This is a genomic window from Paenibacillus sp. RS8, from assembly GCF_041956825.1.
Lineage (GTDB): Bacteria > Bacillota > Bacilli > Paenibacillales > Paenibacillaceae > Paenibacillus_AQ.
Window position 1 is genome coordinate 6860867 of record NZ_CP168131.1, and the last position, 12433, is coordinate 6873299.

General features: G+C 45.6%; 14 protein-coding genes. All 14 read right to left on the minus strand.

Features of this window, described 5'->3' with window-relative positions:
• Window positions 1-36 precede the first annotated feature (36 nt).
• The 14 genes from ACDZ28_RS32155 to rpsU all read right to left on the minus strand — a co-directional run bounded on the left by ACDZ28_RS32155 (window position 37) and on the right by rpsU (window position 12349).
• The gene (locus ACDZ28_RS32155) at window positions 37-180 is read right to left on the minus strand and encodes a YqzL family protein (protein ID WP_076117313.1); all 144 of its coding nucleotides are present in this window, start codon (window positions 178-180) and stop codon (window positions 37-39) included.
• 112 nt (window positions 181-292) lie between these two features.
• Window positions 293-1186, minus strand: coding sequence for a GTPase Era (era, locus tag ACDZ28_RS32160; protein WP_042130317.1), 894 nt, complete (start codon window positions 1184-1186; stop codon window positions 293-295).
• A gap of 694 nt (window positions 1187-1880) precedes the next feature.
• Complete coding sequence (locus tag ACDZ28_RS32165; protein ID WP_042130321.1) at window positions 1881-2300, minus strand: cytidine deaminase; 420 nt, start codon at window positions 2298-2300, stop codon at window positions 1881-1883.
• Between the two features lie 390 nt (window positions 2301-2690).
• Entirely contained in the window at window positions 2691-3086 is a 396-nt protein-coding gene (locus tag ACDZ28_RS32170) for a diacylglycerol kinase family protein (protein WP_042130323.1), read from the minus strand.
• Entirely contained in the window at window positions 3086-3583 is a 498-nt protein-coding gene (gene ybeY / locus ACDZ28_RS32175) for an rRNA maturation RNase YbeY (protein ID WP_042130325.1), read from the minus strand. Before ybeY ends, ACDZ28_RS32170 begins: the two co-directional genes overlap by 1 nt.
• On the minus strand, window positions 3580-5835 hold the full coding sequence (locus ACDZ28_RS32180) for an HD family phosphohydrolase (RefSeq protein ID WP_042130326.1): 2256 nt from the start codon (window positions 5833-5835) through the stop codon (window positions 3580-3582). Before ACDZ28_RS32180 ends, ybeY begins: the two co-directional genes overlap by 4 nt.
• Before the next feature lie 14 nt (window positions 5836-5849).
• Window positions 5850-6821, minus strand: a complete 972-nt coding sequence (locus tag ACDZ28_RS32185) for a PhoH family protein (RefSeq protein ID WP_042130328.1) — start codon at window positions 6819-6821, stop codon at window positions 5850-5852.
• Between the two features lie 15 nt (window positions 6822-6836).
• On the minus strand, window positions 6837-8018 hold the full coding sequence (gene yqfD, locus ACDZ28_RS32190; protein WP_375103712.1) for a sporulation protein YqfD: 1182 nt from the start codon (window positions 8016-8018) through the stop codon (window positions 6837-6839).
• Window positions 8015-8308, minus strand: coding sequence for a sporulation protein YqfC (yqfC, locus tag ACDZ28_RS32195; RefSeq protein WP_042130332.1), 294 nt, complete (start codon window positions 8306-8308; stop codon window positions 8015-8017). Before yqfC ends, yqfD begins: the two co-directional genes overlap by 4 nt.
• A 170-nt stretch (window positions 8309-8478) precedes the next feature.
• Complete coding sequence (locus tag ACDZ28_RS32200) at window positions 8479-9030, minus strand: hypothetical protein (protein ID WP_375103713.1); 552 nt, start codon at window positions 9028-9030, stop codon at window positions 8479-8481.
• An 18-nt stretch (window positions 9031-9048) separates the two neighbouring features.
• The gene (floA, locus tag ACDZ28_RS32205) at window positions 9049-10050 is read right to left on the minus strand and encodes a flotillin-like protein FloA (protein WP_042130335.1); all 1002 of its coding nucleotides are present in this window, start codon (window positions 10048-10050) and stop codon (window positions 9049-9051) included.
• Between the two features lie 63 nt (window positions 10051-10113).
• Window positions 10114-11478 carry a nodulation protein NfeD gene (locus tag ACDZ28_RS32210; protein ID WP_375105459.1) on the minus strand — a complete coding sequence of 455 codons (1365 nt, stop codon included), beginning with the start codon at window positions 11476-11478 and terminating at the stop codon, window positions 10114-10116.
• A 238-nt stretch (window positions 11479-11716) separates the two neighbouring features.
• Complete coding sequence (locus ACDZ28_RS32215; protein WP_042190953.1) at window positions 11717-12160, minus strand: GatB/YqeY domain-containing protein; 444 nt, start codon at window positions 12158-12160, stop codon at window positions 11717-11719.
• A 15-nt stretch (window positions 12161-12175) separates the two neighbouring features.
• Entirely contained in the window at window positions 12176-12349 is a 174-nt protein-coding gene (rpsU, locus tag ACDZ28_RS32220; protein ID WP_036657994.1) for a 30S ribosomal protein S21, read from the minus strand.
• Between the last annotated feature and the right edge of the window lie 84 nt (window positions 12350-12433).

Here is a 12433-nt window from a genome sequence, read left to right on the forward strand (position 1 = left end):
GCCTCTTCCCCCAACCATTCGGCAAGCAACCAGTCCTTATTGCGCTTCTTCATCACAGACCTTCTCTTCTTCCACTAGCTGTAATCCACTGTCTTCAAGTGGATAGCCAGCTTCCTTGTATAGCAGGTAAGCATCGACGTCTCCTGTCATTGCAAAATACTTCCACGAAAAGTTTCGCATTCGTATTCATCCTTTCTTGGGAAAGACGATGTCTCTTCAAGAATTAGGATGTGCGATGAGCCAGGTTCTATCCTTGCAATTCCTGCCAAACGAGGAATGACGGAAATAGATCTTAAAGGTCTTTATGGAAGCCCAAATCCCGCAGAACGCGGTCCTGATTGCGCCAGTCTTTTTTCACTTTTACCCAAAGCTCCAGAAAAATCTTCGAACCCAAAAGGTTCTCAATGTCTGTCCGAGCCCGTCTGCCAACCTCTTTCAGCAGCGCACCTTGCTTACCGATAATAATCCCCTTTTGCGAATCACGTTCGACAAAAATAACGGCAGACACATGTACCACACCATTCGGCTCAACCCTCATATCTTCGATAGCCACAGCAATGGAATGCGGTACTTCTTCGCGCGTCAAATGCAGAATCTTCTCACGGATTAGTTCTGCGCACACAAATTGTTCAGGGTGATCCGTAATTTGATCTTCTGGGTAGTATTGTGGACCTTCTGGCAAATACTTAGCGACTTGCTCTAACAGCGTGTTAACATTGCTGCCCATCTTAGCGGAAATCGGAATGATTTCAGCAAAGCTATGCAGCTTGTTATACTCAGCCATAAGCGGGAGCAATGCTTCCGGCTCTATTTTATCGATCTTGTTGAGCACAAGAATAACCGGCGTCTTAAGTCCGTTTAATTGCTCAGCAATGTATCGGTCTCCACCGCCCAAACCATCTGCAGCGTCCACAAGGAACAGCACAGCCTCAACTTCACCCAGCGTGCTCATTGCTGTCTGGTTCATGTAGTCGCCTAGCTTGGACTGTCTTTTATGAATACCTGGTGTGTCCAGGAACACGATTTGTGAATTATTCGTTGTATAGACCCCATGGATTTTGTTTCTAGTGGTCTGTGGCTTATCCGACATGATTGCAATCTTCTGTCCAATAACCTGGTTCATGAGTGTCGATTTGCCTACGTTCGGTCTGCCGATAATTGCGACAAAGCCTGATTTGAATTTCATATTATCTTCCTTCCATACTTTCCTTCTAGTTCAACCTTTTTCAAACATTTATTCTTTTTTAAAAAGCTTTTTCGATCCCTCTAAATCCCCCTTCGTCGGGGGATTTAGAGAGCCCCGTCCCGCTGGATACCCGGAAATAGGCGTATCTGCAACGTTCGGCGGGATTAGAGGGACGATGTGCATGAGCGCTTTCGTCCCTATCGGGGACACGCTTCATTGCGGCTTATCCCCACGGCTCGCACACTTCTGAGCTCACGATGATAAAGAAAGCAGAGATGTAGCTACAGGCAGGTTTATAAGTAACAATGTGCTAGAATTCGCTGGCTCCGTTTACATCTGCTAGGAATCGCTAGCGGCTTTGCCGTGGTGCTTACCTCGTAATGTTACTCTAACAACACATAATTTGCATCATTCTAACCTAACTTGATGATGAACGCACACTTTTAATTGTATTTTGTACAGTTAATTCGACTTAGAGCTATGTCTTTGGTGTGTTAGTTGTATTCTGTGCAATTAAATTCTGTCTTACGAACCAACTATGGATTTAAACAAGAAATTAATTGTATTTTCTACAACTAAACATAGATTAATGTGAACTCCGGGCGATTTAACTGTACATTGTGCAATTAAAACAGCAACCTTCGTCAATCTAAGCTTGATCTGCCTTTAATCAGGCATAAATCAAACTCTCGTTTTACTCAGGAGCTTGTCCTTGCTTCAGATCCACAGGACCAAATGCGCCTGGGAGTAATTCTCCCACAGTGGTCTCAACGATATCACCCTTCATGTTTCCAAGGATAACCTTCATGTCTGGTGAACACAACTCAATCATAACTTGCCGGCATACACCGCAGGGTGATACAGGACCATCTGAATCGGCAACAACGGCGATCGCCTTAAATGAACCGATAGCATGACCGTCGGCGATAGCACGGAATAAAGCTGTCCGCTCTGCGCAATTGGTTGGGCCAAAAGCAGCGTTTTCTACATTACATCCGTGATGAATATGACCATCCTGATCAAGGAGGGCGGCTCCGACTCCGAATCGGGAGTAGGGAATATATGCCTTAGCACGTGCTTTAATCGCTTCTTGCATAAGAAGAGCGGAATCCATATTGGTTCCTCCTAAAGTTTTGTTAGCGTTTCTTCATGGAAATACTTCGTACAAAACTACTTCGGAAGCATTCACTTCGTTTTGTTAGCGTTACTTCATAGAAATACTTCGTACAAAACTACTTCGGAAGCATTCACTTCGTTTTGTTAGCGTTACTTCATAGAAATACTTCGTACAAAACTACTTCGAAAGCATTCACTTCGTTTTGTTAGCGTCACTTCATAGAATTATCTTCGTACAAAACTACTTCGGAAGCATTCACTTCGTTTTGCAGAGCGTTACACCGTAGAATTACTTCGTACAAAACTCGCTTCCTAAACATCCAGTAACCAAAGAGGCGGAATCGCAAAACGCGGGTCCGCCTCTCCCCTGAATTGAATTGTAACCTGATTATGACATAAGTCCGCTAATCCAGTCCATCACCGGGTGGTAAAAAACATAGACCCCAACTAAGACAGCAAACACCGCCGTAAGAAGCACAGCTCCTGCGGCGGTATCTTTAGCTCTCTTAGCCAGTGGATGAATCTCCGGCGAGATCAAGTCTACCGTCGCTTCAATTGCCGTATTGAGTAGCTCGGCGGTTAAGACAAGCGTGATTGAAAAGAGCAACAGCATCCAACTGGCCAGTGGAAGTCTGAACACGGCAGCGGCAACAAGTACAACCACAGCCAAACAGCAATGCACCTTCATGTTAAGCTCGGATTTGAAAGCCGACACGATGCCTTGCGATGCAAACCGAAAAGAGTGCCAGAACTTCTTGTGTCCTACCGCCGTGTTCTTCACCATTAGCGAGTCAACCCAACCTGAGCCAGTACCTTCTCTTGCTTAGACATCATCTCAGCCTCTGAAGCTTCATCCTGATGATCGTATCCTAACAAGTGCAGAAATCCGTGCACGAAGAGGAAACCAAGCTCACGCTCCAGCGAATGACCATATTCCTCCGCTTGCTCCTGAGCACGAGTTACGGAAATGATGATATCTCCCAGTACGTCCGGAACATCTTCCAGCGCTTCGCCTTCTTCTACTTCGTATATAATGTCCAGCTCGTCCTCTCCGCTTTCATTCATCGCAAAAGAAAGTACGTCTGTCGGACGGTCAATTCCCCGGTATTCCAAATTCAGCTCATGAATACGAGTGTTATCGACAAAAGTAAGCGCAACCTCTCCCTTATCGATCCCTTCCGCTTCACCTGCTTTTTGCAAAATGCTCTCCAGCAGCGCTATGAGATCGTCCTTTATCTCGTATTCTTCTTGCTCGTTATCCCAAACGATCTCCAAACTCATGGGTTAGCTGCCCCTTCCTCTTTTTTCGGCTTACGCACATCTTCTGGGTATTCGATCCGTGAATGGAAAATTCCCATGACCGTTTCTTTCAGCGTCCGTGCAATAATGTCCAATTCTTTAATCGTTAAATCACATTCGTCAAACTGATGATCATCCAGTCGACTCTTAATAATTTTTTCAATCATCGTCTCCACCTGTAGGACAGTTGGTTTACGCAATGATCTCACCGCAGCTTCAACACTGTCGGCGATTCCGACAACGGCCGATTCCTTCGATTGAGCCTTCGGACCAGGATAACGGAAATCTTCTTCTGTAAAATCAGGCTCTACACCTTTTTCTTCCGCCAGCTTCAGTGCCTTATGATAAAAATAATGCAGGAACGTAGTTCCATGATGCTGCTCCGCAATATCACGAATCGGCTTAGGCAGCTTATATTCTCGCTGCATTTCCACCCCATCGCGGGCATGGGCCACTATGATAGATTTACTAAGCTTCGGTTCAATAGAGTCATGCGGATTTTCCATATTATTCTGATTCTCAATAAAATAAAACGGACGTTTTGTTTTGCCGATATCATGATAATACGATCCTACACGGCACAGTAGACCGTCTGCTCCAATCGCTTCCGCGGCAGCCTCCGACAGGTTACCTACCATTACACTATGGTGATAGGTTCCCGGTGTTTCGGTAAGAAGCTTGCGCAGCAACGGATGGTTTGGATTAGACAATTCTACCAGCTTCAGTGCTGATAGAATCCCAAAGGTTGCTTCGAAGAAAGGCATCAGACCAATCACAAGCACCGCAGTCAAAAGTCCACTCGCAAAAGCAAAACCAACGGCATACAGCGTGCTTACATCTTTCCATTCTCCACCAGCTAACAGCATCAGCATAAAGACAGTCACACAACCAAAAAGGGATACCATAATCCCACCTTTTAATAATGTGGAACGCTGACCTGCACGATGAGTGGCAAAAATAGCCACATAACAAACAACAATTGAAAAGAATCCAAAAGTGAAATCAAACACCGAATTCTGCTGAACATTCAAAATGATACTGGCGAGTATACTGATCAGAATAGAACAGAAGTACGCTAATGTCATATCCAGAAGCATGGTAATCAGCATAGCACCAATGGCTACTGGAGCCAGATACCCAAGATAGGAATGGACATCCGTCTGCAAAATTGCGGTCAACCGCATAGTGATAATCGTAATAACAAAAACAAGCACCAGCATTAATAACTGGGAATTATTATACTTGAAGCCCGCGGTTCCGCCTGAGTATCGGATAAATACCATCAAACCCGCAGAAAGCATGGTAGCAAGTAATAGCAATCCAACCTGAGGCCAATAGTTGACCTCATTACTTAGCAGGCCATTCTCATCCAAAAGAGCGTACAGCTCAGGAGTGATTTTTTGCCCTTTAGCCACGAGGACGTCCCCTTGTTCAATGAACACATCAGGTGTGTTCTCACGAGCCTGTACCTTTGCTTCCTTCGTTGCATCTTCGTCATAGAACTTATTGCTTGTTATAACGAGCCGGACTAACTCTTGCACAACCTCACGCGCCGTACGCTGACTCAGTGAGCTGATACTGACCTGCTCCGCCACTTTGGCGCGTGCAGTCTGGGCGTCCGTGATTTGATCATTCATCAGCCTAGTTACAATATCACGGGCGACTGGCTTCATTTCGATAATGTCCTGAGAGGTCAGTCGTGGAATCTTAATATAAGTTTCATCAGGAATGACATAGGTCTGCTCTTTTATGACAGATTGCATTTCCTCCAAAAGATGATCGGAATAAGTGCCTCCGCCCCGATTTGAGGCTATGAAATTCAAAATAAAATCATTGGCTCTCTGCGGGATTTCATCACGATAAATCTCTGTCTTATCGCTTTGCGAAATCAAATCATCCTGATTCAGGCGATCAATCCGGTCCAGTAGCGATGTCACAAGATTATCGGCCCTCATCGGGATGATTTTATACTTTGGAGATACACCTTCGGCCGCTTCTTCCGCCGCCTTTAGTGTTGCCTTCTTGTCCAAAATTTGCTTAGGCGCTGTTATCTCCTTCGCGCTGAGCGTATTCTCTTTAATATCGTATCGCTTAGGTAGTAGATCGGGCGACAGACTGAAGTAGAACACAAGTCCGAGTAACAGGAAAAGAGCATAGCGTGTCGCCGCGCTATACTTCCACCCGTTGTTCGTATATACAAATCCGCTTAATTTAGATGGTTGCTTTGAAGCCATGAAGACAATCCCCTTTATTGGAGGTTTTCGGCAGAGCGGTCATAGGCAACGATTATTTTCTGCACCAGGGAATGCCGTACTACATCCTGTTCCGCGAAGTAGACAAAGCCAAGTTCTTCTATGCCGGATAAAATTGCTTTGGCTTCAATCAAACCGGATTTCTTGCCGCGGGGCAGGTCAATCTGGGTAACGTCACCTGTAATCACCATTTTGGACCCGAAGCCGAGTCGAGTCAAAAACATTTTCATTTGCTCAGGCGTTGTATTCTGCGCTTCATCCAGGATGATAAACGAATCATCCAGCGTACGTCCGCGCATATATGCCAGCGGGGCAATTTCAATTAATCCCCGTTCAAGCGCCTTAGCCACCTGATCGGGCCCCATAACGTCGTATAAGGCATCATATAACGGACGGAGGTATGGATCTACCTTTTCTTGCAAATCCCCTGGAAGGAACCCTAGACTCTCTCCCGCTTCTACTGCAGGACGCGTAAGAATGATACGCTTAACAGAACCTTCTTTTAGTGCTGTAACTGCAAGCACTACTGCCAAGTAGGTCTTCCCTGTTCCTGCAGGACCGATTCCGAATACAATATCACGCTTCTTGATCGTTGTCACATAATGCTTCTGGCCAATCGTTTTGACACGGATAGGCTTTCCACGAAAAGTTGTTGTAATTTCTCCTTTGAACAAATCGAGCAATTGATCGACTCGAAAGTCTTTCGCCAGCTCCACAGCGTACTGCACGTCACGTTCAGTAAGTATGTATCCGCCCCGAATGAGGGACAGCAGCACATTAAACAATTGCTCCAGCATGTCTACTTCCCGCTCCGCACCACGTATCGTTAACTCTGCTTCACGGGAATCAATAATAGCGGGAATTTCACTCTCGATGATTTTTAGGAATCCATCCTGCGGGCCGAACAGCGATTGCGCTTCTCCCGCATTTTGCAAAGTTATACGAATGCTTGCAGTCTGTTCTGACAAGTAGCCTCATTCTCCTCAATTGTTTACTATTGGCAGTTCTTCGGAAATTTTCTCTTCTACTTCAAAGATCACTTTCATATAAACTTTACCATTCTCTTTCTTCTCATGCAAAACTTTTTGACTTTTGATTACGCTATCAACGCCATAACGCGCCAAAATATCATTCTTCGCCCGCTCGATTCCCTTTTCAAATCCAGCCTCGGGAGTCAACGTCTCACTCGTTTCACTAATCTCCAATTCTTTCTCAGTCATTAGGCCCAGCGGAAGCTTAATGGACCGCCAGGACAGCGGATCATGCTCAGTAAGCGTCCGTGATTTCTCGAAAAGAGATTCGCCATAACCCCATAGCTGTATAGCCCATTTGCCAAGCACCAGATAGGTTCGATCCTTACGTTCCCCTGTATATGAGCTGTTCGTTGTTGTAAGAGGCACCTCTATATTGTATTCATGCCATACTAGGCCTTTAACCTCACCTTTAGCTACCACGTACTGTACATTTTCTTCGTCGCCTAGAGCACCAGAGATCAGAATATCGCCTTTTTTAACCCGAGAGTTTCGAGCCACAACCGGTCTGCCCTGCTCCGCATATATTTCAGTTACCACCGCATCTGTTCTGCTAATCAAATGCCGCTGACTAAGTAGAGGTTTGATATCCGGCTGTTTAGATTCTACCACTTGAATTTTAATGCTCGTCCCCGTCCGCTGCACCCCTATCCATGAAACGCCAGGTAATTGGGCTAGGAGCCCCTTAGAGAGCTTGTCCGGCTCATCCAGACGCCATATCCACTGAAAAGGATACACGCCCTCCTGGCGAGCAGCAGCCAATATATCCTCAGAGGCGATCTTTTCATTCCCCTCGACTCTGATGCTCCACACCATCGTAGATAACATAAAGAGCGTAATCCCGAATACCAATATCCCTATGCCAAAAAATTTCCGTTTCCACAGACGCGCCATCAGAAATGGTAGTCCGCTTCTTCCTGTAACGCGCATCCGACAGCCTGTCTTTTTTAAAATCGGACGGAGGACATAAAAATCATCCAGAAGCAGCTTAAGGGAAGCGCCGCCCTCAGCGGGCCTCACATCCCAAATCACTATCCCTGCTTCAGAAATGACATTAATAAATCTCTCCACCTGAGGCCCCGTCACAAGCAGTGTAACGGATCCCCGCAGTGCTGAAAGAGGTGGTTCCTTCATGATTTCCCCTCGCTTTCGTTATATCTGATCTCTCCGATAATGCCTTCTACCGCCAGTTCCTGGCCAAGAATATTGCGGATGACAAGATTCTCTCCCGTAATTTCAAGCGATCCTTTAGCTAAAGCGAGCTTAAGCTGGCCTGATGAAAAATGCAGCACGCCGCGATGGTTCTCGATATACAGTTCTTTGTTGCCGATCAGGGTGATCCGGGGCATTTCCTGTAATAAATCCTGTGGTAGATCTAGCACCCCGTTTGTCCATCCCCGCAGCCTGCGGCCAATACGGGTCATAAGTAGACGTTCCCCCTTCCTGCCTTCTGTACACCTTATGCGGCAACGCTTTTGTTTATGAGAAGAAGTAATAAAGGAGCACCTTCCAGGTAAAAAAAATGCAAAAAAAAGCCTTGGCCTCCTATCGCAAAGATAGGAAAACCAAGGCTTAATTGTTACTATGCTCGAAATTACGATCGTCGGGTGGAATGCGGCTGGCGAGCACGCGGAGGTCCTAGAATCTCCGCCCAGACTACACCATTGCGCAGTTCATCCCTATTCCCTGTTCTATTTGACTGAACAGCTATGTCAGAGGACGAATTCTTCGTCTTCTTCGACTTGGGATCCGCTCCTGCTATTCCATCAAAAGCAGATTGAAGACGCCGCACCTCTTCCTGCATTCTTTGTGTGCGCAGTTCAACTCCGTCATCAGCGTACTCCAAAGACATACCTTCTCCAGTAGAATAATCTGGCGTTGGGATGTAGGCAGGCTCTGGAAAGGCAGGTGATGCGTCATACTCACGGGAGGATGTAGTAACAGGGGTTGGAAAACCACTGCCAGACTGTTCCGGTCGGTCTCCGTTCCCGTCTACATCCTTATTACGGCGGAGAGAATTCCCTTCTCCTCCACCAAAAGTAGGCATTCCTCCGCGTGTAGCACCTTTGGGCTTGTTCTTTGTAGCCTTGTTCACATTGGATACAATCGCGAAGATAATTACCGCAACAATATAGATCCAGCTCATGGAGATTCACATCCCCTTTTATTTGTTATTGTTAGGACGATTATTGTCGTCCTGATCATTCATTTTGCCGAGGGAGCCGCGCATTTGCGTATCCGCCTCAATATTTTTGATGTTCATGTAGTCCATCACACCGATTTGACCATTTCTGAGCGCCTCAGCCATCGCCATAGGCACCTGAGATTCAGCTTCAACAACAAGCGCCTTCATCTCAACTACACGTGCCTTCATCTCTTGCTCATGAGCAACAGCCATTGCTCTGCGCTCTTCTGCCTTGGCTTGCGCAATACGTTTATCTGCTTCTGCTTGCTCGGTTTGAAGATAAGCACCGATGTTCTTACCTACATCGATATCCGCAATATCAATGGATAGGATCTCGAAAGCAGTTCCTGAATCCAGACCTTTGGACAATACTGTACGGGAAATCAAATCCGGATTCTCCAGGACATCTTTGTGTGAATCACTCGAACCCACTGTTGTTACAATCCCTTCACCAACACGGGCAATGATTGTTTCTTCACCTGCACCACCCACGAGACGGTCGATATTGGCACGTACAGTAACACGTGCTTTTACCTTCACTTCAATCCCGTTTTTAGCGACAGCCGCAACAACTGGTGTTTCAATTACACGAGGGTTAACACTCATTTGCACAGCCTGAAGTACATCGCGACCTGCAAGATCAATAGCCGCTGCACGAGTGAATTCTAGAGGAATATCTGCACGTTGTGCTGCAATAAGCGCATTAACAACCCGGTCTACGTTACCACCAGCGAGATAGTGACTCTCCAGTTGATTAATATTCAATCCAAGACCTGCCTTAGTCGCTTTAATCATTGGATTAACGATGCGACTTGGTGTTACTCGACGCAGTCTCATCGCCACTAGTGTAATAATGCTGATTCTTACCCCTGACGCCAATGCTGAAATCCAGAGCATGACCGGGAAGAAGCTTAAAAATACGCTCAACAAAATGATCACGACTACCGCGATGAACAAAAAAGTAATTAAAGATGCTTCCATAACCTTATAACCTCCAGTAAATTATTGTGGAGCTTCAATTCTTCATACCCTTTATCTTTTACCTTATTCCTTAATTTCCTTCACCACAATCCGTCCGCCCTCAACTTTTACAACTGAGACCGGTGCATTAACGCTAATAAAGCTGCCTTCTGTAACGACATCTACCCGCTCGCCGCCAATCATAGCTGTTCCAGATGGACGAAGTGGCGTAATACTGTTTCCTATAGCTCCAACTAGGCTTAACTTCTCTTCAACAGGAACAAATCCCTGATCTTTAGAAAGCGTATCCTTTAAAATAAACCTATTCCAAATTCCACGTTCTTTAAATGCGACAGCCACAATCACAATGACTACAATAGCAGCCGCGAATGCGATACCCAGACTAAACAATGCATGTGTAAAGCTGTATGCTGCGCGTACGACACCTGCCACAAGACTCACGGAACCGAGTAACCCCAATATCCCAAAGCTCGGCACGAACAGCTCCAGCACAAGCATGACAAGTCCGATTATGAATAAAAGCCAAGTCTCAGATCCGGCAAACCCTGCTACAGAATTTCCGAAAAAATATAAAACAAAGGCTAATGTTCCAATAATCCCAGGTGCACCAAAGCCCGGTACGATCAACTCAATCACAATACCTGTGATCCCGATGAATAACAGAATCGTCATAATAATCGGATTCGTCAGAAATTGCGACATTTTTTCGGCACCCGTATGCTCCACACGAAAAATGTCATCTGTAGTATAACCTAACCAAGTAATCGCCTCTTCAGGAGTGGTTGTAATTTGATCAGCATAGCCAGCTTTTAAAGCTTCTTCACTAGACAAGGCAATAATTTCGCCCTGCGCTTTAGATACCCCTAGATCCGGCTTATCCACAACTAAATTACTATCGACCATTCCCGCAGCAATATCAGGATCACGCTCATTTAGAGCAGCGGCTCCAATCATTTTCGATTTCCAGTAGGACACCATCTTCGCGTCATCTACTTTCTGGCCGCTACTATCCACGAGAGATGCTGAACCGATCATGCTGCCCGGCTTCATGATGATTGCACCTGCGTTTAGTGCTATGTAACTGCCTGCAGAAGCGGCATCACCTTTAATAAATGCAGCTGTTGGTATGTCACTATCTCTTACCATGGTCCCAATCTGTTCTGCTGAATTCACCAATCCACCAGGTGTATCCACCTCAAGTACAATTAGAACTGCGCCATAATTAGCAGCTTCTGCAAACCCTCTTTCCAAAAAGCTTTGCAGACCTCTTTCAATTTTTTGATCAACCGGAATAATAAACACAGGGCCTTTCTTCATCTCGCCACTTGCAGCTTTCGGCGCTTTTGGAGCTGTTACATCAGCGCTTACATTCGGGATAAACGGTGTTAATAGCAGTAACAGCAAAACAACGGGAATGCTGGCTAACATTATTTTCCGTAATCTTTTCAATGTTTTTACCTCCCTTCTTCAACTTGACCCGGGACACATAAACGTTATTACGCTGAAAACGGATTTACGTTTCAAAACAAGCTAAAACGCCTACAGCGTCCAAATAAGGACGGTAAGCGTTTATGCGAGAATTATAAGGATAAAGTATGGTGTGAAACTAATAATTTCTTATAATTCAAAGAAAAGCACCCCTTTTACAAGGGGTGCTGGCGCTATATTATTGCAGAAATTGTTGAACCGCTTGGTTCACGAGTTTACCATCGGCGCGACCTTTGACCTTAGGCATCAGTGCGCTCATGACCTTACCCATTTCACTTTTCGAAGAAGCACCGGTTTCCTGGATGGTCTGCTGTACAATTGCTTTAATTTCTTCTTCGGAAAGTTGCTCGGGAAGATACTTAATAATAATCTCGATTTCTGCCTTCGTACTCGCGGCAAGCTCGTCGCGACCCGCTGATTCAAATTCTTGGAGGGCATCTTTGCGCTGTTTGATTTCACGACTAAGGATATCAAGCACTTCGTTGTCGTCCAATGTTCTCTTCAAATCTATTTCAAGATACTTTATTGTAGAACGAACCATTCGAATCGTGGAGAGCGTGAACTTGTCCTTACTCTTCATCGCTTGCTTCATATCTTCGTTCAATCTCTCGCTAAGATTCATGCGTGGGTAATCCTCCTAAAACTTTCTCTTACGAGCAGCCTCAGACTTCAGCTTTTTCTTAACGCTTGGCTTTTCGTAATGTTTGCGTTTCTTCACCTCAGCCAAGACACCATCTTTTGCGATGGAACGTTTAAAGCGACGAAGTGCAGCATCAATTGTCTCGTTTTTGCGAACTTTCGTTTCAGACACAGTTTCCCCTCCCTCCGACCATACCGTCCAAGAGCATAACACGGTTTATCAAATTCCATTATAGGTCAAACGGAAATAGGGTGT

Bases quoted from the DNA above. Each gene is read 5' to 3' on its own strand.
- ACDZ28_RS32155 (WP_076117313.1), bottom strand. From the start codon at position 180: ATGCGAAACTTTTCGTGGAAGTATTTTGCAATGACAGGAGACGTCGAT.
- era (WP_042130317.1), bottom strand. From the start codon at position 1,186: ATGAAATTCAAATCAGGCTTTGTCGCAATTATCGGCAGACCGAACGTA.
- ACDZ28_RS32165 (WP_042130321.1), bottom strand. From the start codon at position 2,300: ATGGATTCCGCTCTTCTTATGCAAGAAGCGATTAAAGCACGTGCTAAG.
- ACDZ28_RS32170 (WP_042130323.1), bottom strand. From the start codon at position 3,086: ATGGTGAAGAACACGGCGGTAGGACACAAGAAGTTCTGGCACTCTTTT.
- ybeY (WP_042130325.1), bottom strand. From the start codon at position 3,583: ATGAGTTTGGAGATCGTTTGGGATAACGAGCAAGAAGAATACGAGATA.
- ACDZ28_RS32180 (WP_042130326.1), bottom strand. From the start codon at position 5,835: ATGGCTTCAAAGCAACCATCTAAATTAAGCGGATTTGTATATACGAAC.
- yqfD (WP_375103712.1), bottom strand. From the start codon at position 8,018: ATGAAGGAACCACCTCTTTCAGCACTGCGGGGATCCGTTACACTGCTT.
- yqfC (WP_042130332.1), bottom strand. From the start codon at position 8,308: ATGACCCGTATTGGCCGCAGGCTGCGGGGATGGACAAACGGGGTGCTA.
- ACDZ28_RS32200 (WP_375103713.1), bottom strand. From the start codon at position 9,030: ATGAGCTGGATCTATATTGTTGCGGTAATTATCTTCGCGATTGTATCC.
- floA (WP_042130335.1), bottom strand. From the start codon at position 10,050: ATGGAAGCATCTTTAATTACTTTTTTGTTCATCGCGGTAGTCGTGATC.
- ACDZ28_RS32210 (WP_375105459.1), bottom strand. From the start codon at position 11,478: ATGTTAGCCAGCATTCCCGTTGTTTTGCTGTTACTGCTATTAACACCG.
- ACDZ28_RS32215 (WP_042190953.1), bottom strand. From the start codon at position 12,160: ATGAATCTTAGCGAGAGATTGAACGAAGATATGAAGCAAGCGATGAAG.